The 20,846-nt window shown below is 63.0% G+C and carries 18 protein-coding genes; 10 read left to right on the forward strand and 8 right to left on the reverse strand.

What is annotated here, in order from left to right:
* From LB519_RS12075 to LB519_RS12090, 4 genes are all read left to right on the forward strand, one after another.
* Complete coding sequence (locus LB519_RS12075) at positions 1 to 300, forward strand: GNAT family N-acetyltransferase (RefSeq protein ID WP_013529296.1); 300 nt, start codon at positions 1 to 3, stop codon at positions 298 to 300.
* Between the two features lie 141 nt (positions 301 to 441).
* On the forward strand, positions 442 to 1,500 hold the full coding sequence (locus LB519_RS12080; protein ID WP_224620132.1) for a dipeptidase: 1,059 nt from the start codon (positions 442 to 444) through the stop codon (positions 1,498 to 1,500).
* Between the two features lie 97 nt (positions 1,501 to 1,597).
* Complete coding sequence (locus LB519_RS12085) at positions 1,598 to 2,908, forward strand: flavin monoamine oxidase family protein (protein ID WP_224620133.1); 1,311 nt, start codon at positions 1,598 to 1,600, stop codon at positions 2,906 to 2,908.
* 211 nt (positions 2,909 to 3,119) lie between these two features.
* On the forward strand, positions 3,120 to 3,530 hold the full coding sequence (locus LB519_RS12090; protein ID WP_024503021.1) for a hypothetical protein: 411 nt from the start codon (positions 3,120 to 3,122) through the stop codon (positions 3,528 to 3,530).
* Positions 3,531 to 3,643: 113 nt separating this feature from the next.
* On the opposite strand, the gene LB519_RS12095 is transcribed toward LB519_RS12090, so the two are convergent.
* A complete protein-coding gene (locus LB519_RS12095) occupies positions 3,644 to 5,731 on the reverse strand; it encodes an ATP-binding protein (RefSeq protein WP_224620134.1) in 2,088 nt (695 codons plus the stop codon).
* 67 nt (positions 5,732 to 5,798) lie between these two features.
* Positions 5,799 to 6,572: a response regulator transcription factor gene (locus tag LB519_RS12100; protein ID WP_174299078.1), complete on the reverse strand. Its 774-nt coding sequence runs from the start codon at positions 6,570 to 6,572 to the stop codon at positions 5,799 to 5,801.
* Positions 6,573 to 6,618: 46 nt separating this feature from the next.
* On the opposite strand from LB519_RS12100, the gene LB519_RS12105 reads away from it, so the two are divergent.
* Positions 6,619 to 7,320: a response regulator transcription factor gene (locus LB519_RS12105; protein WP_013529302.1), complete on the forward strand. Its 702-nt coding sequence runs from the start codon at positions 6,619 to 6,621 to the stop codon at positions 7,318 to 7,320.
* 72 nt (positions 7,321 to 7,392) lie between these two features.
* On the opposite strand, the gene LB519_RS12110 is transcribed toward LB519_RS12105, so the two are convergent.
* Positions 7,393 to 7,560 (reverse strand): hypothetical protein, encoded by a 168-nt coding sequence (locus LB519_RS12110; RefSeq protein WP_013529303.1) that lies wholly within the window; start codon positions 7,558 to 7,560, stop codon positions 7,393 to 7,395.
* A gap of 37 nt (positions 7,561 to 7,597) precedes the next feature.
* Complete coding sequence (locus LB519_RS12115; RefSeq protein ID WP_024503024.1) at positions 7,598 to 7,930, reverse strand: hypothetical protein; 333 nt, start codon at positions 7,928 to 7,930, stop codon at positions 7,598 to 7,600.
* A gap of 353 nt (positions 7,931 to 8,283) precedes the next feature.
* Here LB519_RS12115 and LB519_RS12120 point away from each other — a divergent pair, with 353 nt between their 5' ends.
* Positions 8,284 to 8,739 (forward strand): L,D-transpeptidase, encoded by a 456-nt coding sequence (locus LB519_RS12120; protein WP_224620135.1) that lies wholly within the window; start codon positions 8,284 to 8,286, stop codon positions 8,737 to 8,739.
* Positions 8,740 to 8,937: 198 nt separating this feature from the next.
* Here the strand turns inward: LB519_RS12120 and LB519_RS12125 are convergent, their stop codons facing one another.
* Both LB519_RS12125 and LB519_RS12130 read right to left on the reverse strand, forming a co-directional pair.
* Positions 8,938 to 12,021 carry an efflux RND transporter permease subunit gene (locus tag LB519_RS12125; RefSeq protein WP_013529306.1) on the reverse strand — a complete coding sequence of 1,028 codons (3,084 nt, stop codon included), beginning with the start codon at positions 12,019 to 12,021 and terminating at the stop codon, positions 8,938 to 8,940.
* Positions 12,018 to 13,259, reverse strand: coding sequence for an efflux RND transporter periplasmic adaptor subunit (locus LB519_RS12130; protein ID WP_224620136.1), 1,242 nt, complete (start codon positions 13,257 to 13,259; stop codon positions 12,018 to 12,020). The genes LB519_RS12125 and LB519_RS12130 overlap by 4 nt, the downstream gene beginning before the upstream one ends.
* A gap of 145 nt (positions 13,260 to 13,404) precedes the next feature.
* Here LB519_RS12130 and LB519_RS12135 point away from each other — a divergent pair, with 145 nt between their 5' ends.
* On the forward strand, positions 13,405 to 13,938 hold the full coding sequence (locus LB519_RS12135) for a TetR/AcrR family transcriptional regulator (RefSeq protein WP_024503025.1): 534 nt from the start codon (positions 13,405 to 13,407) through the stop codon (positions 13,936 to 13,938).
* Positions 13,939 to 14,062: 124 nt separating this feature from the next.
* Positions 14,063 to 15,664: an inorganic phosphate transporter gene (locus LB519_RS12140; protein WP_024503026.1), complete on the forward strand. Its 1,602-nt coding sequence runs from the start codon at positions 14,063 to 14,065 to the stop codon at positions 15,662 to 15,664.
* Between the two features lie 425 nt (positions 15,665 to 16,089).
* Here LB519_RS12140 and LB519_RS12145 read toward each other — a convergent pair whose 3' ends face one another.
* Together LB519_RS12145 and LB519_RS12150 are read right to left on the reverse strand one after the other, a co-directional pair.
* Positions 16,090 to 17,250 (reverse strand): patatin-like phospholipase family protein, encoded by a 1,161-nt coding sequence (locus LB519_RS12145; protein ID WP_024503027.1) that lies wholly within the window; start codon positions 17,248 to 17,250, stop codon positions 16,090 to 16,092.
* Between the two features lie 47 nt (positions 17,251 to 17,297).
* Positions 17,298 to 18,044, reverse strand: coding sequence for an acetoacetate decarboxylase (locus LB519_RS12150; protein WP_063169133.1), 747 nt, complete (start codon positions 18,042 to 18,044; stop codon positions 17,298 to 17,300).
* Between the two features lie 223 nt (positions 18,045 to 18,267).
* Between LB519_RS12150 and LB519_RS12155 the strand changes: the two genes are divergently transcribed.
* Together LB519_RS12155 and LB519_RS12160 are read left to right on the forward strand one after the other, a co-directional pair.
* The gene (locus LB519_RS12155; RefSeq protein ID WP_224620137.1) at positions 18,268 to 19,056 is read left to right on the forward strand and encodes a 3-hydroxybutyrate dehydrogenase; all 789 of its coding nucleotides are present in this window, start codon (positions 18,268 to 18,270) and stop codon (positions 19,054 to 19,056) included.
* 459 nt (positions 19,057 to 19,515) lie between these two features.
* Positions 19,516 to 20,844, forward strand: coding sequence for an NAD(P)H-dependent oxidoreductase (locus LB519_RS12160; protein WP_224620138.1), 1,329 nt, complete (start codon positions 19,516 to 19,518; stop codon positions 20,842 to 20,844).
* Positions 20,845 to 20,846: the final 2 nt, after the last annotated feature.

Genomic DNA, 20,846 nt, shown 5'->3' on the forward strand with positions numbered 1-20,846 from the left:
ATGCCTGACCAACTGCCTGAGATCGAACTTGAGGATCGCGGTTCCAAGGGCCGCTACGTCCTGCGTGGACCCGATGGCGCCGAGGCCGAGATGACTTTCACCAAGATCGGTGAGCACCAGATCATCATCGACCACACCGAAGTGCCGGACGTCTTTCGCGGCCAGGGTGCCGGGCTTCGGCTCGTCACCCGCGCCGTCGAGGATGCGCGTGCGGCGGGCAAGAAGATCATCCCGCTCTGCCCGTTCGCCAACGCCCAGTTCCGCCGCCATCAGGAATGGGCCGACGTGCTGAAGCGGTAGGGATTCGTTGCTTGGAAACGGCGCGGCAAGCGGCTGCCATCCCACCGGGGCGGCTTTGGCATTTGCGCGGGTGGCGCATCCTGCCTAAGTAGATAGGATATATCTTAGCCGCGCCGACAAACGAACCGAATGATCCCCCAAATGACCGAAACCGATCTCGTTCCCGTCTTCGACGGCCACAACGATACGTTGCTCAGGCTCCATCAGTCGAAAGACACGGACGTCGAAAAACTGTTCATCGAGGGGAAATCGGGCGGCCATATCGACCTGCCACGCGCGAAAGCCGGCGGCTTCGCCGGGGGCATGTTCGCCATCTTTCCGCCGCCTGTCGAGAAATCCAGGCGCGGCGCCGTGCCCCTGGCGCCGGGCGCCGCAGAACCGCTGCCGCCCGAGGTTCCCCGCGATGAGGCGCTGACCTCGACCATCGCGATGGCCTCGATCCTGTTCAGGCTGGAACGGGCCGGAGCGCTCACCGTCTGCCGCAGCGCCGGCGATGTGCGCAACGCCATGGCGCAAGGGTCGATCGCGGCGGTGTTCCACATCGAAGGGGTCGAGGCGATCGATCCCGAGCTCACCATGCTCGACGTGCTGCATGAAGCCGGCCTGCGCTCGCTCGGCATCGTCTGGAGCCGTCCGAACGCCTTTGGCCACGGCGTGCCGTTCCGCTTCCCGTCTTCGCCCGACACCGGCCCTGGCCTGACCGATGCCGGCAAGGCGCTGGTCAAGGCCTGCAACCAGTTGAAGATCATGATCGACCTGTCGCATCTCAACGAGAAGGGCTTTCGCGATGTAGCCGCGCTCAGCGATGCGCCGCTGGTGGCGACCCATTCCAACGTGCACGCGATCTGCGGCCATTCGCGTAACTTGACCGACTGGCAGCTCGGCGCGATCCGCGAAACCGGCGGCATGGTCGGGCTGAACTTCGCAACCGGCTTCCTGCGCGAGGACGGTCGCATGAATGCCGACACCAGCCTCGATATCATGGTGCGCCATATCGATTCGCTGCTGCAGGCGCTGGGTGAGGACGGCGTTGGTCTTGGCTCCGATTTCGACGGCGCCATGATCCCGGCCGTCATCGGCGATGTCGCCGGCCTGCCGAAGCTGATCGATGCATTGGCGGCACGCGGTTTCGGCCGCGCGCTGATCGAAAAAATCGCCTATCGCAACTGGCTCAATATGCTCGAGAAAACGATAGGTTAGAGACAGCCTGCGGCATGGTGTGTTCGGCCCGCCGGCATATGTCGACAAGGACATAGTTCGTCGGTGGAAGCCGGATACGATTGGGTGATAGCCGGCAATGCTGAAGACCTTCACGGATGAGGGCGGCGAATTCGAGCGAACCGATGTCGTCATCGTCGGTGCGGGTTTCACCGGCCTGTCGGCGGCGCTTGAGATGAAGAAGGCCGGCATCGATTTCATCCTGCTCGAAGCACGCGACCGCGTCGGCGGACGCGTCGAGTCCCGACTGAACGGACTTGGCGAACGCATCGATAGTGGCGGCCAGTTCCTGTGCGAGGACATGCCGGAATTGATGGCCATGGTCGAGGCGCGCGGCAAGACGCTGGTTGAAACCTATGTCGATGGCGACTTCATCACCCAGCCGACGATGTCCACACAACGAGCAGAGCGGACCTATCATGCCGCGATGGCGATCCGCGAGCGCATGAACGGGATCGATCCGGACGATGCCTCGATTGCCGGACTGACCGTCGCCGACTGGCTTGCCTGCCAGCACGATTCGGCAGATGCAAGGATGGCTTTCCGTTCGATGATCGAAGGTCTCTGGTGCATGGCGCTGGACCAGATTCCTCTCTGGTATTTGATCGACAATGACCGGCGGGTCACCAACGAGGTGACGGAACTGCAATATTTCGTGCGCGAAACCATGCATTCGCTGGCCGACGATCTGGCCCGCGACCTTGGCGATCAGTTGCGGCTAAGCGAGCCGGTCACGCGCATCGAGCACAGTTCGCAAGGTGTTCTTGTCGTTTCGGCCGGGGGTGCCGTCGAGGCGCGCACGGTTCTGGTGGCCGTCCCGCCGGCGACGGTGACGGAGCTCGCCATTGCCCCCGCTTTGCCGGCCGGACTGGGGCGGGCGCTCGGCGCCTGGGAAAGCGGCGCGGCTATCAAGATCCTGGTGCGCTATGCCAAACCGTTTTGGCGGCCGCGGGATTTGAGCGGCATGGTGATGTGGCTCGAGCCGCCGGGGCTGTTTGCCTGCGACGCCGGCAAGGATGCGGAGCATGCGGCGCTCGTCGTGTTCGCCGGCGGCTCGCTCGCGCTGCGTTGGCGCGACCTCGGCGAGGCGGAACTGCGTGCGGAGGTGACCGGCCGGCTGGAGGCAGCCCTTGGTCCGGATGCCGGTGACGTCATCGATTTCAGTTTGCGTGACTGGACAGGAGATCGCTGGAGCGGCGGCGCGTACAGCGATCTTATTGTCGATGTTACAGCGACAGACGCCGAGCGAACGATCCTTGCCGGCGCACCGCCGGTGTATCTCGCCTCTTCAGAACTCTCGCCATCGTTTCCGGGGTATGTCGAGGGCGCCATCATTGCCGGGCGCATCGCCGCGCACAAGATCATTGCCGAGCTTCAAGCTCCGGGCTGAGCCTGATCTTTTCGAAAGACTGTTCGGTAAGATCGGTCAAGTTGCGCCTCGAGCCCTCGGCGCCGTCAAAGCCATGCCCGATTTTGCCCGACTTCGCCCGAAATGCTGTTTCGAATTCGTTACAGTGCCAACCCTTCGCCACCCCATCACCGTTACAAAGCGCGGATAAGTTCATTTCACCGCCAAAAGAAACTCAGCGAAGGGGAAGGTAATGCATGCGAAAATCCAGACGATCCGCGGCGAGAGCCGCCTTCAGGCTCCAGAGCGCAATGACCGCCGTCCGAAACTGGCGCTGCGCCAGCGGGCCAGCGACCACCCCATGGCGATGTTCATGGTGCTGGCTGCTTGCGCCTTCGTCGGCATGGCGTTCACGCCGACAATCGGGCCGGCCTTCGCTTCGTTGAATCCGCCGGCCAATCTCATCGACGGCGCGCAGACGACGACCAGGACCGCGCGTCTGCCGGTGCCGGTGACCGACTTCGCCTGCAAGGGCCAGGCCTGGGGTGCCGAGAGCATGGATTGCCTGCGCGCCATCGCCGAACAGTCCGGAACACACAAAAGCCGCGCGATCCGCATGATCGCCAATGCCGCGCCGTTGACCGGCACGCCGAATATTTTCTGATTTCCGTCGAAGCATGGTCCCGAAAACCGTTCCCGTTTTGTGGATCATGCTCTGACCTCCCCGAGCGCCCTCCAGTGCGCTCCTTTTGGCTCCCGCCCCCGGGAGCCTCTTTTTTATCCTTTCAAGGCCGCCTGTTCGGCGATGGCGGAGAGCACGCTGCGCACATCCAGCGTGCTGAACGGCTTTTCCAGAATCTGCGGTCGCTGCTGCGCCGGCAAGGCTTCGATTTCGGCTTTGGCACCGATCAGGTCTCCGGTGACCAGCACGAAACGCCGCGCCAAATCGGGCTTTTCGGCGAGCAGCTCACGATAGATCGATATGCCGCTGACGCCGGGCATGCGCAGGTCCGAAAAAACGATGTCCGGCGGCATATGGCCGCTCAAGGTGGCGGCGGCCGATTCCCAGACCGGCACGATCCGCGACTTGATGCCCATCAGTTCGAGGATGTCGGAGAGTGACCCGGCGACATCCGGCTCGTCGTCGACGATCAAGGCATGGCGCAGGCCGCTCGATCGCGGCTGGTTGTCGCCGGCGGTGGCGAGGCCGGCCACGATGGCCGGCAGCTGGACGACGAAACGCGCGCCTCTCGGGAGCACTTCCTCGAACCAGACATTGCCATTGTGCCGCTCGATGATCGATTTCGAGATCGACAGGCCGATGCCGGTGCCGACGCCGACCGGCTTGGTGGTGAAATAGGATTCGAAGATGCGGCCGCGGATCGCTTCCGGCACGCCGGGCCCATTGTCCTCGACCGAGAAGCAGGGATGATCCCGGTCGCTGCGGAACGTCCGCACCTTGATCAGCCGGTCGCCGGCAATGCCAGCCAAAGCGTGCTGGCTGTTGATGAGGAAATTGGCCGCCACCTGCGTCACATGGTCGGCGTCGGCCATGGCCAGCAGCGGGCCTGCGGCGAAATCGGTGTCGATGATGATGCCGCTTGAGCGCGCGCCATAGGCGGTCACTTCAAGTGCCGCCCGGATCACCTGGTTGAGGTCGGTCTCGGCTTGTGCCGCGGGATGGAGGCGGACCATCGACAGGAAGCTCTTGACGATGCGGCCGCAGCGCTCGGCGGCCGCGCGGACCTTTTCGGCGCGCACCTTGGTTTGCGGATCGGAGGCGAATTCGTGCAGCAGCGTCGATTGCGCCACAACCACGGCCAGCGGGTTGTTGAGCTCGTGCGACACACCGGCCAGCAACGAACCCATCGCCGCCATCTTCTCGTTCTGGTGCAGCTTCTCGCGTTGCCGGCCGATTTCCTCCTCGGCGCGCAATTTGTCGCGCAGGTCGCGGATGGAGCCGAAGATCAGGCGGCGGTCGGCAACCCGCATCTCGGTGGCCGTCAGCTCGATCGGGAACACTTCGCCGGCGGCATTCTGGGTCACCGTCTCGAGCCGCTGGCCGACCATCGGCGCGCCGCGGCCGGACATGTATTCGGCTCCTGAGGCATAGCCCTTGCGGTAGTAGATCGGCACGATCGTATCGAGCAGGTCCTTGCCGAGGATGTCGCTGCGCTGGAAGCCGAACATCTTCTCGGCGGCCGGATTGAATTCGATGATCGAGCCGGTCTCGTCGATGACGACAATGGCGTCGAGCGAGGCCTGCAGCATGGTGCGGCGAATGACCTCGCTGGCGTGGGCGTCGGAGGGCGAGCGCTCTATGGCGTCGCCGATGGCCAGCGCGATGATGTGCAGCGTCGCCTCTTCCTCGTCGGTCCATGCACGCTCGTTGATGCAGTCATTGACCGCCAGCGTGCCCCAGAGATGGCCGTGCGCGAAGACCGAGACCGAGAGGAACGATTTGATGTTCTGCTTCTCGAAATCGGTCCTCAGGAAGCCTTCGAGGTCGCGCGTATGACCGGCGAAGATCTTGCCTTGCCTCTCGTCCTCGGCAAGCCGCTCCAGCAGCGGGTCGGAATTGACGATCGATTGCATGATGACGGTCGGTGATGCCAGTTCGCCGCCGAAAAGAGGGTCGATCCAGTAGGCGGCGACGGATTGGGCGAAGCCCTGGCCGGGCAGTTCGCGCAAGCGAAACAGGATGCCGCGCTGGCAATCCATGGCCCGGCAGAGCGTTTCCAGTATGCCGTCCATCTCGCGCTGCCAGTCGCCGGCCTCGCGCAGCCGGCGAACGACGCGCACGGCCGCCATCGCCGCGCCCTGCCGGAACCCTTGCATATCGGTGCTTGCTGCTTCAGCGATCATCTTGTGCTGTCATTCCGGAGTCGCGCCAATTCGGCCGGCGAGCAACCACATCCTTCTGGCCCGGTGCTCAGTTGCCGTCGCCGGCCGGCAGCGAGAAGATATAGCCCTCGCCGCGCACCGTGCGCAGGAATTTCGGATTGGCGGGATCGGCCTCGATCTTTTTGCGCAGCCGCATGATGCGAATGTCGACCGCGCGTGACGATTCCGGATCTTCGGTGAAACCGATCGCCTCGGAGATAGCGGCGCGGGTCAGCAGCCGGTTGGCGCGGGTGAGGAAAATCTCCAGCACGTCGAACTCGCTCTTGGCCATGTCGATCACCACGCCATTGGCGCCGGTGACCAGCCTGCCGTCGAGATCGGCCTGGAAGGGGCCGAAGGCAACGGAACGGCGATCCGCCCCGGCCCTCTTGTCCTGCAGCTCTTTGGGCTGGGGAACCCGGCGCAACACGCTGCGCACCCTGGCCAGCACCTCGCGCAATTCGTAAGGCTTGACGATGTAGTCGTCGGCACCGAGTTCCAGCCCGACAATGCGGTCGAGCGCGGTGCCGGCCGCGGTCGCATAGATGATGCCGATCGGCAGTTTCGAACGCAGCCAGCGGCCAAGCGAGAGGCCGTCCTCGCCGGGCATGGCGATGTCGAGAATGGCAAGATGAAACGACTGCGTTTCAACGAGGCTGCGCGCGGCGGCCGCACTTTCAGCGGTGGCCACGTCATATCCGGCGGCGCCAAGGTATTCGGCGACAGCGTCCCTCAGGTCGGGCTCATCCTCGACGATGACAATTCTTGCCCGCACGATGCTTTCGCTCCCACTTTCAGTGGAAAGTAGATTGGGTATAAACATCATGTCCAGCACTCATATCGGGGTTGCCAGGGAACGGTTGGAAAACATGGCCGCACGATCCGTCATTGCGCTCGTTTCGGTAGCCGAAGTGGTCGCGACCGAACTCGCCGACCATCTTGAACGGCGCGGCCATGACGTGCATCAGGCACGCCAGCCCTGGGAGGCCGAATCGCTGCTGTCGGGAAAGGGCATCGACGTCGTCGTCGTCGGCGACAGCCTCAGCCAGGCGGAGGGGCGAGACCTGCTCAGACGTTATGGCGGCCAAGGAGGAGGCGGTGAGGGCGGACCGGATTTCATTCTGATCTGCCGCCCGGCCGATCTTGTCGACAAGGTGCTGGCGCTGGAGCTTGGTGCGGCCGACGTCGTCGAGAGCCCGCTCAATGTCCGTGAACTGGCCGCCCGTGTCGGCGGCCTGCTTTCGCGCCGCGGCAGGGGCACCCAGGAACTGATCGTGCTGGAGAACGCGACCGTCGATCTGAGATCGGCGATGGTCATGCATCGCTCCGGCACGGAGGAACAGCTTTCGCCCGGTCAGGTGGCGCTGCTCAGGCTGTTCCTGGCCAGTCCGCGCAAGGTTTTGACGCGCGACGACATCATCGCCGCGGCGCCTGCCGAAAACGCCGATGCCTTCGATCGCTCGATCGATTCGCGCATCGTGCGGCTGCGCCGCAAACTCGACACCGAAACCATCACCACCATACGCGGCGCCGGCTACCGGTTCGATCCGCCGCGGCAATTCGCGGACTGATTGCCGGGCACTGACGCAGTCTCTGGTTTCGGGCATCGGATTTTCCATCTCCGGCCCCGACGCTCTTGGCGCTCAGCGTACCAGCAGAAGCGATGGACCCACCGGCATGTCACTGCCCATGGTCAGCTCGCCAGCGTGGGCGCGGTCCCTGAGCAGCACGGTGGCAAGGCCGGCAAAGCCGAGCAGGCCCTGGGCGTAAAGCAGTGCGGAAAGCACCGAAGCGGCAAATTTCGTTTTCATCGTACCAATTCCCCAAAATGGTTTGTTGCGGGTCGCTTCAGGATACCCCCGAAGCGCCCGCGCCGCCCACGGAACCCCCCGTCTCGGCGCGGGCCTTCGGTCCTCTCGGCAGCAAGTTGCCGGAGGCGCCGCGCAAACCCGTCAGCCTAAGGCCGACCCGCCAGAGGGCCTTTAGCCGGGCGATGCGCAGGCTGGAAACAATCCAGACCGTGGCGAAAAACAGTGCGGCGTGCAGGGTCGAAATCTCGCCTGAAGTCATCGCGCCGAGGCTTGTCAGCGGGGTGCCGGCAACCGTGCCGACGCCGCCGATGACCGCTGCCGCGATGCTGATCCTGAAAAGCCAGGACAGCGCGTTCGATTTCGTTCCCATGTTCGTTACCGGCTGTTTTCGTTGCGTCAACTTTGCTTGCGGCCCGTATCCGGATCATGCCGCTTGAAACCTCGCTTTGTTGCAGTTCGGTTTCGAGATCTGCGGCGGTCCTTTCGAATACTGCTAATTCGCACTTTCGTTTAGCGACGGATACCCATGTTCCTGACCTTGGTCTTGCTAGGGTCTCGCTGGCGGGCCACCGACGGCTCTAATGGGGTTGGCGTTTGTTAACCAGTGGAAACAGATTCGAAACACAAATGAGCATTTTGCGAAATCTCTCCGAAACATGACGTTGGGATAAGCAGCCATCGAATTGGAGCCGGCTGGACCGGCAGAGAGAGGGGATTTTCTTCATGCATACCGCCATTTCCGCCAAGCTCATCAACATCGCCGCCGCCGCGCTGACCGGTGCCGCACTGCTGTTCGGCTCGGGCGCCGCGCATGCCGCCAACAAGATCGTGGCGCGCGTTTCGCTTTCGCAGCAGATCATGGAAGTCACCGTCGACGGCCGGCCGACCTTCGCCTGGAAAGTCTCCACCGGCGACCGGGCCCATGTGACGCCGACCGGCTCGTTCAAGCCGACCCGCATGCATGAAATGTGGTATTCGAAGAAATACGACAACGCCCCGATGCCGCACTCGGTCTTCTTCAGCGGCGGCTATGCGGTGCACGCGACCTATGCGATCAAGCGCCTCGGCCAGCCGGCTTCGCATGGCTGCGTGCGGCTGCACCCCGACAACGCCGCCGATTTCTACCAGCTCGTCGAAACCTTCGGGGCGACCAACACCAGCATCGTCATCGTCAAGTAGCAGGCTGGAAACGGTGGCGTGGCAGCATGCTGCCGCGCCTCAAAGCTCCCTCCGGAAACGCTGCGGTATTGCGTACAGTTCAAACCGGCGGTATCGAGCCCAGCCAAAAAGAAAAGAGGCCGGGAATTTCCCGGCCTCTTTTCTTTTGTTTCCATCGATTTGCCCCGCGCATTTCTGGGCGGGACTCCCTCGACCGTCCTAGCTCGGCAGTGCCGGCATCAGCTTGGGGTCCGGCTTCTCCGCCAGATGAGGCAGGTCCTTGCTGGCGATGAAGGTGTAGAACATGGGCACGACGAAGAGCGTGAACATGGTGCCGACCAGGATGCCGGTGAAGATGACCAGGCCCATCGAATAGCGGGCCGCGGCACCAGCGCCGCTGGACGTGATCAGCGGCACAACGCCGAGCGCCATCGCCGCCGTCGTCATCAGGATCGGCCGCAGGCGCACCTTGGCCGAGGCGATGATGGCATCGCGCCGCCGCATGCCATGCTTTTCACGCTGCTGGTTGGCGAACTCGACCAGCAGGATGCCGTGCTTGGTTATCAGACCGATCAGTGTGATCAGGCCGACCTGCGTGTAGATGTTGAGCGTGCCGAGGCCCAGATTGAGCGGCACGATCGCGCCGAAGATCGACAACGGCACCGCCATCATGATGATCAGCGGGTCACGGAAACTTTCAAACTGCGCCGCCAGCACCAGATAGATGACAACAACTGCGGCCGCGAAAGCGATCAGGATGGTGTTGCCCTGTTCCTTTTCCTGTCGCGATTGACCGGAATAATCGATGAAGAACGTGTCGGGCAGGCTCTCCTTGGCGATGTCCTCCAGCGCCTTCAGCCCGTCGCCGGTGGTGACGCCGGGCAGCGGAAGCGCCGAAATCGTCGACGAATTCAGCTGGTTGAACTGCTCGATTGCCGCCGGCGCCGCATTGGTCGAAATCTTGACCACCGCCGATAGCGGCACCATCTCGCCGGTCACGCTGCGCACGAAGTATTCGCCGAGCTTGTCGGGGTCGTCGCGGAACTCCTGCGGCACCTGCGGGATGATGTCGTAGCTGTTGGAATCGCGGTCGAACTGCGCCACTTCGGCGCCGCCGACCAGCAAGGTCAGCGTGCGGCCGATATCGGCGATCGGCAGGTTCAGCGCGGCGGCGCGGTCGCGGTCGATGGTCACCGTCACCTCCGGTGCGTCATAGGCCATCGAATTCTGCACGACGATGAAGCGGCCGGAGGCCTGCGCCTTGTTCTTGATCTGCTCGGCCACCTCGTACACTTCCGAGGAAGCGCCGGTTGATCGCACCACCATGGAAATGGGCAGGCCGCCGCCGGAGCCCGGCAGCGTCGGCGGTGCGAAGACGAAGGCCTCGACACCGGCCACTTTGGCGATACGGGCCGTAATGTCAGCCTGCAGTTCCTTCGAATTGCGCTTGCGTTCCGCCCAGTCCTTGAAGGCATAGCCGACGAAGGCGCTGTTTGTCGTGCCGCCGAAGGCGACGGCCGAGAACTGCGCCCGTGTTTCGGGAATATCCTTCACCAGGCCGAGGATCTGGTTGACGTATGTCTCGGTGTAATCGGACGTCGCATAACGCGGCGCCGTCACAATCGAGAGCAGAAAGCCCTGGTCCTCTTCCGGCGCAAGTTCGCTCGAGGTCTTGGTGAACATGAAGCCGGTGACGCCGACAAGCGCAAGCACGATGATCAACGTCAACGGGCGATAGTTCAGCGATCCGGTGACGGCGCGTTCATAGACATGCTCGACGCGCGCGAAGGTGCCGTCGACAATGCGCTGGAAACGGCCCGGCGTGCCGGACTTCAAGAGGCGTGCCGACATCATCGGGGTGATGGTGATGGCGATGACACCCGACAGCACCACCGAGCCGGCGAGCGTGACCGCGAATTCACGGAACAGCGCGCCGGTCAGGCCGCCGGTAAATGCCAGCGGTGCGAACACGGCGGCCAGCGTCATGGTCATGGCAACGATGGCTGATGCGATTTCGCGCATACCGCTGAACGCAGCCTGCATCGGCGACATGTGATCTTCTTCCATGTGACGGTGGATGTTCTCCACCACCACGATGGCGTCGTCGACGACCAGGCCGATCGCCAGCACCATGGCCAGCAGCGACAGAAGGTTGATCGAGTAGCCAACCGCGAACAAAAGGAAGCAGACGCCGATCAGCGACAACGGGATGGTGATGATCGGCATCATCACCGACCGGAAGGAGCCAAGGAACAGAAGGATGACGACGACGACGATGGCAACCGCCTCGCCGATGGTCTTGAACACCTCTTCAATCGAGGCGCTGATCTGCCCGGTCGCGTCGTAGACGACCTCGATCGTCATGCCTTTCGGCAGTGTCTCCTGAATCTGCGGCACCAGCTTGGTGAGCGCAGCCGCCGTGGTCAGCGGATTGGCCGCCGGCGTCGGGAAGATGGCGAGGAAGGTGCCTGGCTTACCGTTGAACGAGACCCTGGTGTCGGTGTTCTCGGCGGCGAGTTCGACGCGAGCCACGTCGCGCAACCGCACTACATTGCCGTCGGTCGAGCGCAGCGGCAGCTCGGCGAATGCCTCCGGCGTCTGCAATGTCGAGCGCACGGTGATCGAGGAGACGACATACTCGTTCTGGGTGTTGCCGGGCGCCGACAGGAAGTTGGAATTGTTGATCGCCGTCAGCAGTTCGGAGGCGGTCACGCCGCGCGCCGCAAGTTTGACCGGATCGATCCAGACGCGCATCGAGTATTCCTGGGCGCCGAAGATCTGCACGTCGGCGACGCCTTCGACCGTCGACATGCGCGGTCTGATGACGCGCTCGATATACTCCGTCAGCTGCTCCTTCGTCATGTTCGGATTCTGCATCGAGATGTACATCATCGCGAACTGCTGGCCGGTGCCCTTGACAATGACAGGGTCCTTCGACGCGTCCGGCAAAGTGCCGCGCACGCCCTGGACCTTGGACAGAACTTCGGTCAGCGCGACGTCGGGGTTCGAGCCGAGCTTCATCTGCACCGTCACGGTGCTGGAGGACGGGCGGCTGGACGAGGTGACGTAGTCGATGTTTTCGGTCGACGCGACGGCGCGGGCGATCGGGGCGGAAATGAAGCCCTGGATCAGATCGGCGCTGGCGCCTGGATAGGCCGTGGTGATCGTGATGGCCGTTTCATCGACCTTCGGATACTGCCGGATCGACAGATTGAAGATGCCCTGGAAACCCAGGAGCAGGATCATGCAAGCAAGGACCGTCGAAAGAACAGGCCGGCGAATGAAGAGATCTGAAAAGCTCATTGCTGGTCGGCCTGCTTGTTCGCCGATTTGGTCGGGTCGATGGTGTTGTCCACAACGACGGACATGCCGTTGAAGAGGCGGTTCTGACCGGCGGTGACGACCTCGTCGCCGGCCTTCAGCCCCTCGACGATCTCGACCATGCCTTGATTGCGGCGGCCGGGCTTGACGAACACCTGCGACAGCACGAGCGCGGGCTTGTCACCTTCCGCCGCCGGCTTGGTGTCCCCAGGCTTGGCGTCAGCCGATTTGTCGGCTGCCGGCGCAGCGGGTTTTTCCTCCGGCTTGGCAGTTGGCGCTGTCTCGGCGGGCCTGGCTGGCTGCACCACGAAGATGTAGTCGCCATAGAGACTTGTCGTCAGCGCCGTCTGCGGCAGGGTCAGCACGTTCTGCTCTTCGGGCAGTTCGACACGCACCTGCACGAACTGGCCGGGGGTCAGCTTGCCATCGGGATTGGCGACTTCCGCCCGGATGTTCACCAGCCGGCTGGACGAGTCGATCTTCGGGTCTATGCCACGAATGGCGCCTGCGAATGGCCTGTCCTCGCCGCCAAAGCCCAATCGAATCGTCTGGCCGATCTTGAGCAAGGCGAGTTGCTGTTCGGGAACCGTGAAATCGACCCGCATCGTGTCGAGGTCCTGCAATGTCACCACGGCGGTGCCGGGCGCCAGATACTGGCCGACATCGATCTTCGGGATACCCACCGTGCCGCCGAAAGGCGCCGTCAGCTGCTTCTGGTCGAGCACGGCCTGCAGCTTGGTGACTTGGGATGCCGAGGCCGAGGCCGCCGCACGCGCCGTGTCCAGCGTCGAGTCGGAGCCAACGCCACGCCTGGTCAGTTCGATGGCGCGGGCAAGTGAGGTCTGGTCTAGCGCGGCCTGCGCCTTCTGTGCGTCGAGGTCGGCGCGCTCGACGGCGTCATCGAGTTGCAGCAGAACCGCATTGTCCGCCACCTTCTGGTTGGCATGGAAAAGGATGTCCTTGACGATACCGGTAGTCTCGACCGTCAGGTCGACACCGCGCACCGCCTTGACCGTGCCGATCGCCTCGACGCCTGGCGTCCAGGCCGAAGGCTTGGCGATGGTCGTCGAAACGGTTGCCGCCGGCGGCTTCATCGATGCGAAGTACTGCTTGATGCCGTTGTCGCGCAGGAAGTTGAAGCCGACGATGCCGCCGACCACGACGACGAGCAGGGCCAGAACCAGAACAATGATAAAGATACGGAGTATGCGCTTGAACAAGGAAGTCCCCTCAGTCGAAATCCGGCGCGAAGCGCGGATATCGGGACACATACCGACTGCGGGTCCCGATTTCAAATAATGGCGGTCTTCCTGTACCGTCTGGACGGTCTTGTCAATTGGGCCTAAGCTTGCGATGGGAGGCACCATGAGAGCCCAAAGACCGAATTCGCGCGAGAAGATTCTCGCCGCGGCGGCTGATGTTGCCCGGGAATCCGGACCAGGCAGCCTGTCGCTGGATGCCGTCGCCAGCCGTGCCGGCGTGTCGAAGGGAGGGCTCCTCTACAATTTCCCGACCAAGGCCAAATTGATGCAAGGTTTGGTCGAAGGCTATCTGCGCGAGTTCGAGCACGCGCTGGAAGCCGCCAGCACAAATGACAAGGACGAAAATCCCCTGGCCGTCTACATCAGGCTGTCGGCCAATGATTGCGAGGAAAAGCAGCCGTCGGCGTCCTGGATCTTCTCGGCCATCGCCGAGGATCCCGATTTCATGATGCCGATAAAGACCTTCAAGCGGCAGCTTTTCGAGCGGCTGAAGGGCGAGACGCCGGATCTCAAATCGCTGTTGATCTGCTATCTCGCCATCGAGGGATTGCGCAGCATGAACCTCTTCGATTCGGATGTCCTGTCGAAAGACGAGCGCCAGTTGTTGGTATCGTCGCTGCTCGAGATTGCCAAATAGGCGCCGCCCACCCGCTTTTCGGCAGGCCTGTTCGTGAACGCGGCGTTCGCCGGCGTCACACAGGGTTCATCGTGCGGACATAGCGTCTTCCCAGTTCTTTGCTGCAATGCATCTGGAGTGGGACATGGTGGACATAGTTTCTAGCGAGGCGGGCATTCCGAGACCGGATCATCCGCTGGATCAATCGGGCAGCGCGAAGTGGTTCCTGCCGGCCTTCGGCGTGCTGGTGCTCGTCGGCATCGCCTATGTCGGCTACGCGCTCAGCCAGGATCTTGCGGTGGCCAAGACCGTGCCGTGGATCCTGCTTGGCATCGCCTTGCTGATCGCGCTCGGCTTCGAGTTCGTCAACGGCTTCCATGACACCGCCAATGCGGTGGCGACGGTCATCTACACGCGCTCGATGCCGGCCGAATTCGCCGTCATGTGGTCGGGCGCCTTCAATTTCCTCGGGGTTCTCACCTCCAGCGGCGCGGTCGCCTTCGGCATCCTGTCGCTGCTGCCGGTCGAGTTGATCCTGCAGGTCGGCTCGTCCTCGGGCTTCGCCATGGTGTTCGCGCTGCTTGTGGCGGCGATCCTGTGGAATCTCGGCACCTGGTTCCTCGGACTGCCGGCGTCGAGCTCGCACACGATGGTCGGTTCGATCATCGGCGTCGGCCTTGCCAACCAGTTCATGGCGCCCGCCGGCAGCGCCACCAGCGGCGTCGACTGGTCGCAGGCGACCAATGTCGGCGTCACCCTGCTGGTGTCGCCGATCATCGGCTTCTTCGCCGCGGCGATCCTGCTCTATGTAATGAAGCTGCTGGTGCGCAATCCGGCGCTCTACGAGGCGCCGAAGGGCAACACGCCGCCGCCATGGTGGATCCGTGGCCTGCTCATCTTCACCTGCACCGGCGTCAGCTTTGCGCACGGCTCCAATGACGGACAGAAGGGCATGGGCCTGATCATGCTGATCCTGATCGGCGTCGTGCCGACGGCGTATGCGCTGAACCGCACCCCCGACATCAACTATCTCGAAGCCTACAAGTCCGCTTCGGTCAGCGTCGAAACGGCGCTGGGCAAATATGCCAAGCCCGGCGTCACCGTCACCGATGCCAAGGCCGCCGTCCAGGATGCCGTGCGCACCAGGACATGGAGCGACCAGACGACGGTTGCGCTGCAGACCTACATCCACAACACGACGGCTGGCCTGCAGCCCTATGCCTCGGTCGAGACGGTGCCGACCGATCTGGTCAGCAACGCCCGCAACGACATCTATTTGATCGGCGAAGCGCTCAAGCTGATCGACAAGAAGCAGCTGCTGCCGATGGAGGCGGCCGATCTGAAAGCGGTCACCGACTATCACAAGGCCGTCGACAACGCGACGAAGTTCATCCCGATCTGGGTGAAGGTCGCCGTCGCGCTGGCGCTCGGCCTCGGCACCATGGTCGGCTGGAAACGCATCGTCGTCACGGTCGGCGAGAAGATCGGCAAGAGCCATCTGACCTACGGCCAGGGTGCGGCGGCCGAACTCGTGGCGATGGTGACCATCGGCATGGCCGATCGGCTGGGACTGCCGGTGTCGACGACTCATGTGCTGTCGTCGGGCGTTGCCGGAACGATGGCGGCGAACGGTTCGGGGCTGCAATGGGCGACGGTGCGCAATCTGCTGCTTGCCTGGGTGCTGACGCTGCCGTGCTCGATCACGCTGGCTTTCGTGCTGTTCATCATCTTCCGCCAGGTGTTCTGAGCCGAGCGTAAGCTTCCGAACAAAAGGCAGCGCCGGGTGACCGGCGCTGCTTTTTTCTTTAAGTGAGCACTGCGTTCAAGGGGCGAAGACGTATTCGTTTCTGTTGACGTGGAACATGCCTAGGAAATTGGCCGAAACGCCTTTCGCTTCGTCATCCTGTGGCGGAGCAGGGAGCGAAGCGACGCGGCGCAGACCATAGGATCCATGCCGCGACTCCTGAGCGTTGCCGCGGTGCAGAATTCTGCTCCGCTGCACTCCGTGGCAAAGGTCACGGCATGGATCCCAGGGTCTCCGCGACGGAGCTTCGCTCCTGCTTCGCCCAGGGATGACGAAGTTTGGAGGCGTCGGCCAATCTCGAGCGTCGGCGATGGCCGTTCAAACGAATCCTGGCCAACACGCTGAACCGTTGGGCATAACCGGCCTGGCTACGTCGGGTCTTCGCGATGCAGGTCATGGATGGCCACACCGTCGACATTGGTCGGCATCGTCAGCCACTCACGATGGCGCAAGGTGCGCTGCGTGTCCTCCAACCCTGTCTCCCAATGCTCGCGCATCGAGGTGCCTGAGAACTCATAGTCCTTGGCGTGACCCTCATAGCCCTTGTGCTGATAGATCAGGTGCACGATGTTGACGGTGCCGGCGTCCGAATAGTCCTCGATCAGCGCTTCCTCGGCCGGCGTCCGCAACTCCTTCGGCACCCGTTTCAGTGCATCGAGCAGGCGCATCTTGAGACCGTGGATGCGTTTGAAATTGTCAGTGTTTTGCCGTGTGCGGCTCGAATACATGATGTCCTTGTGGCGCGACAGCACGTCCGGCATGCTGCGCGGCAGGACGCCTCGCGCGCTGAACAGGTCGACCTGGAAAACCAGCGAGGAACGGTCCTCTTCCTGGTCGAGCAGATATTGCAGCGGCGTGTTGGAGACGATGCCGCCGTCCCAGTAATATTCGCCTTCGATGCGGATCGACGGGAACGCCGGCGGCAGCGCGCCGCTGGCCATGATGTGCTCCGGTTCGATGCGGACCTTGTCGGTGTCGAAATAGACGAAGTTGCCGGTCCGGACGTTGACCGCGCCGACGCTCAACCGCTTCTTGCCGTCGTTGAGGATGTCGAAATCGATCAGGCTTTGCAGCGTCTCCTTCAGCTCGGCCGTGTCGTAGAAGCTGGTGGCGCCCTCGGCGCCGGGCTGCTCCATCCAGGGGTTAGGATTGCGCGGCTTGAAGAAGCCCGGCTGCCCCATGACCATGGTCATCCACGAACTGGTGCGATTGCGGATATCACGGTAGATGTCGCCTTCCGGCGTATAGGCCCAGATCTTGCGACCCGAAATCGTCTGCCAGAATTGCTCGAGGCGCTGCAGCCGGCGGCTCGATTCATTGCCGGCGATGATCGCCGCATTGATGGCGCCGATCGACACGCCGGAAAGCCAGCTCGGCTCGCAGCCGGCCTCTGCCAATGCCTGGTACACCCCAGCCTGGTAGGCGCCGAGCGCGCCGCCTCCCTGAAACACCAGCGCGACGCGGTCATACTGCGCCGAGATCTCCGCGATGGTGGCGGTGGCCTCCTTGTTGCGATTGCGTTCGAGCACGGCTTTGGTCTCCGACTTCTGTTTGGGCTCTGAAAGGCTTGTGCAGCTCAGGTGCGGTCGGCGAGATAATCGTGAACCACTTCGCCCAGCCCAAGCGTCAGGTCGGCGGTGAAGTGGACGGCGGATACGATGTCGAGCACCGGCAGCCGCGCCACGTCGGCCATGACGTGCGGCCGCAAATCGAGTGCGGCGGGCGCTGTCCAGGCTTCCTTCAGCGTGATGTCGGTGAGGTGGTAGCGGACCAGTTCGCAGATGCGCGGCGTGCCGTCGACATGCGGGACGATCTTGATCAGGAAATTGGGCGCGGCCAGCGAAGCGAGGACAGAGCCGTGATCGGCTTTCTTGTGCTTGTAGCCCATCGTGCCGGTGGCGCACAGAACGCTGCCATAGTGCAGCGTGCCGACGATGACCTCGCCTTCATGCACGATCTTGGGATTGGCAAGCTTCTTGGGAAAGCCCCACAGTTCGCGGCCGCCGGCGATCGGCGCGTCGTCGTCGAGATACATCGAATGGACGTAGGCGCCGTGCTGGCCCTTGTAGCGCACCGGGATGACCTGGCCGGTCTCGGTGTAGTCGCCGAAACCGGTCGAGTCAGGCATGCGGATGAATTCGTATTTGACCAGCGGCTCGTCGATCTCCAGCGGCTCCGGCACGACAGCCTCTAGCGCCTCGCGCGTCGTGCGGTAGGTGATGATGACGTATTCGCGGTTGAAGAAACGGTACGGCCCGGGCGGAAAGGAGGGGTTGGTCAGCGGCATCGCATAGGCGCGCTTCACGACATCGGCGATCTGCAAGGCTGTAGCCCCATTTTGGTTCAGGAATGACTGCGCGAATGCGCTCCGGATTATGTTGCACGGCACCATGACAGTGCCGTGTCAGCCGCCGGACAGCCGCCCAAGAGGCCTGTCGACGGCCGTCTCAATCCTGTAATCGCACCGACATATGGCTATGGCACTGTCATGGTGCGGCGCACAAAGGCGGCCCCGTTCGTTCCCTCCCACCTCTTGCGAGATCATCATGGGTTTCCTGTCTTCGAAGAACGCCCTCGTCACCGGCTCGACCAGCGGCATCGGCCTGGCCATCGCCCGCGCCTTTGCCGTGGAAGGCGCCAATGTCACCATCAACGGCCTTGGCGATGCGGCTGCCATCGAGCAGGAGCGCACCGGCATCGAGAGGGATTTCGGCGTCAAGTGCCGCTATTCCGGTGCCAACATGATGGATGGCGCGGCGGTCAGCGCCATGGTGCGTGAGGCCGAGGCTGCCTTCGGCAGTCTCGATATCCTGGTCAACAATGCCGGCATCCAGCATGTCGCGCCGATCGAGGAGTTTCCCGATGACAAGTGGGAAGCCATCATCCGCATCAATCTGCTCGCCGCGTTCTACGCCATCAAGGCGGCACTGCCGGGCATGAAGACGCGCAAATGGGGCCGTATCATCAACACCGCCTCGGCGCATGCGCTGGTCGCCTCGCCGTTCAAGTCGGCCTATGTGTCGGCCAAGCACGGCATTGCGGGCCTCACCAAGACGGTAGCGCTCGAAGCAGCGCTCGACGGCGTCACCGTGAATGCGATCGCGCCGGGCTATGTCTGGACGCCGCTGGTCGAAAGGCAGATTCCCGACACGATGAAGGCGCGCGGCATGACCGAGGAACAGGTCAAGCACGATGTGCTGCTCGCCGCCCAGCCGACCAAGGAATTCGTCACCGTCGACGAGCTCGCCGCGCTGACGCTGTTCCTGTGTTCGGACGCGGCCAGGCAGGTCACCGGCACGACCTTGCCGATGGACGGCGGCTGGACGGCACAGTAGAGGGTAATCCAAGCGTTAAATTTGCCGGCTGGTGCCGCTGGGCGCTGGCAGAAAAGCACCCGGCTATGCCGTGATCTTAATCGATGCGGATGGCGTGGTCGTGCATTTCCATGATTTTCCGATCGACGCGGCGGGTTGCCCGTCTCCGGCAGGCTTCGCGGGACACTGAGCAAGACTTCCCGCGAGGGCCAAGATGCCGCCAGTCGCATGTGCCGGCCTATTGCACGGCAGCGCAACAGGCTGCGCCGTTGCTGAGCTGAACGATGCCAACCGATGCCCATCCGCGCACTGACGGCGACTGCGCGGCATCGGGTTTCCCAGCCTCTTTCTCGTCCCGCCGGACTACGGTGAAAGTGTCCAAAAAGCATGGGAATATGGACATTAGTCTTGACAGAAATACAGATGTTCAATACCCGTCAGGCAATCGAACAAGCCTGCATTATGGGAGGAACGAGCGGTATGGCTTCCAATGTTTCGTTGACGGGTCTTGCCCTCGATCTCGAGGAACGCGCAAAGTCGGGCAAGCCTATCCGCATCGGCCTGATCGGCTCGGGCGAGATGGGAACCGACATCGTCACTCGTGTCGCCCATATGTCGGGCATCGAGATCGGCGCCATTTCCGAACTGAACCTGCCGGCCGCCAGCAAGGCCGTCGATATCGCTTTCCAGGAAACCGGGCATGCGCGCGAAGTGTCGAATGCTTCGGCTATGACGTCGGCGATGGAAGCCGGCAAGGTGGCGGTCACCAACGACGCCGACCTTGTCATCAACAATGATCTGATCGACGTCGTCATCGATGCCACCGGGGTTCCCGCCGTTGGCGCCGAGATCGGGCTGCGCGCCATGGAGCATGGCAAGCATCTGGTGATGATGAATGTCGAGGCCGACGTCACCATCGGCGCCTATCTGAAAAGCGAGGCCGACCGGCTCGGCGTCACCTATTCACTGGGCGCCGGCGATGAGCCGTCCTCCTGCATGGAGCTGATCGAGTTCGTCTCGGCCATGGGTCACCCGATCGTTGCCGCCGGCAAGGGCAAGAACAATCCGCTCAACATCGACGCTATTCCCCCGGACTATGAGGAGGAAGCCAAGCGCCGGCACATGAATGTCCGCATGCTGGTCGAATTCGTCGACGGCTCCAAGACCATGGTCGAGATGGCGGCAATCGCCAATGCCACCGGCCTGGTTCCAGACAAGGCTGGCATGCATGGCCCGGCGGCGACGCTTGGCGAACTGTCCAAGGTGCTGGTGCCGCAGAAGGATGGCGGCGTTCTGTCGAAGGTCGGCGTCGTCGACTATTCGATCGGCAAGGGTGTCGCGCCCGGCGTCTTCGTCGTTGCCGACATGTCGCATCCGCGCATCTCCGAGCGCATGGAAGATCTGAAGATGGGCAAAGGCCCGTATTTCACTTTCCATCGTCCCTATCACCTGACCTCGCTCGAGGTGCCGCTGACCTGCGCGCGCGTCGTGCTCTACGGCAAGGCCGACATGGTGCCGCTGGCCAAGCCGGTGGCCGAAGTCGCCGCCGTGGCCAAGAAGGACATGAAGCCCGGCGAGAAGCTCGATGCGATCGGCGAATATTGCTACCGCGCCTGGATCATGACGACGCCTGAGGCGCGCGCCGCCAAGGCCGTTCCCTGCGGCCTGCTGCAGGGCGGCTCGGTCACCGCGCCGATCAAGAAGGGCGAACTCATAACCTACGCGAATGCAGCGCCCGCGGCGGGCTCCAAGATCGCCGAACTGCGCGCTCGCCAGGACAAGCTCGTCTATGGGACCGGGGGAGCGTGATC

The organism is Mesorhizobium sp. AD1-1, assembly GCF_020164655.1.
GTDB lineage: Bacteria > Pseudomonadota > Alphaproteobacteria > Rhizobiales > Rhizobiaceae > Mesorhizobium > Mesorhizobium ciceri.

Excerpts from the sequence above, each read along its gene's own strand:
- LB519_RS12075 (WP_013529296.1), top strand. The coding sequence starts at position 1 with ATGCCTGACCAACTGCCTGAGATCGAACTTGAGGATCGCGGTTCCAAG.
- LB519_RS12080 (WP_224620132.1), top strand. The coding sequence starts at position 442 with ATGACCGAAACCGATCTCGTTCCCGTCTTCGACGGCCACAACGATACG.
- LB519_RS12085 (WP_224620133.1), top strand. The coding sequence starts at position 1,598 with ATGCTGAAGACCTTCACGGATGAGGGCGGCGAATTCGAGCGAACCGAT.
- LB519_RS12090 (WP_024503021.1), top strand. The coding sequence starts at position 3,120 with ATGCATGCGAAAATCCAGACGATCCGCGGCGAGAGCCGCCTTCAGGCT.
- LB519_RS12095 (WP_224620134.1), bottom strand. The coding sequence starts at position 5,731 with ATGATCGCTGAAGCAGCAAGCACCGATATGCAAGGGTTCCGGCAGGGC.
- LB519_RS12100 (WP_174299078.1), bottom strand. The coding sequence starts at position 6,572 with ATGTTTATACCCAATCTACTTTCCACTGAAAGTGGGAGCGAAAGCATC.
- LB519_RS12105 (WP_013529302.1), top strand. The coding sequence starts at position 6,619 with ATGGCCGCACGATCCGTCATTGCGCTCGTTTCGGTAGCCGAAGTGGTC.
- LB519_RS12110 (WP_013529303.1), bottom strand. The coding sequence starts at position 7,560 with ATGAAAACGAAATTTGCCGCTTCGGTGCTTTCCGCACTGCTTTACGCC.
- LB519_RS12115 (WP_024503024.1), bottom strand. The coding sequence starts at position 7,930 with ATGGGAACGAAATCGAACGCGCTGTCCTGGCTTTTCAGGATCAGCATC.
- LB519_RS12120 (WP_224620135.1), top strand. The coding sequence starts at position 8,284 with ATGCATACCGCCATTTCCGCCAAGCTCATCAACATCGCCGCCGCCGCG.
- LB519_RS12125 (WP_013529306.1), bottom strand. The coding sequence starts at position 12,021 with ATGAGCTTTTCAGATCTCTTCATTCGCCGGCCTGTTCTTTCGACGGTC.
- LB519_RS12135 (WP_024503025.1), top strand. The coding sequence starts at position 13,405 with ATGAGAGCCCAAAGACCGAATTCGCGCGAGAAGATTCTCGCCGCGGCG.
- LB519_RS12140 (WP_024503026.1), top strand. The coding sequence starts at position 14,063 with ATGGTGGACATAGTTTCTAGCGAGGCGGGCATTCCGAGACCGGATCAT.
- LB519_RS12155 (WP_224620137.1), top strand. The coding sequence starts at position 18,268 with ATGGGTTTCCTGTCTTCGAAGAACGCCCTCGTCACCGGCTCGACCAGC.
- LB519_RS12160 (WP_224620138.1), top strand. The coding sequence starts at position 19,516 with ATGGCTTCCAATGTTTCGTTGACGGGTCTTGCCCTCGATCTCGAGGAA.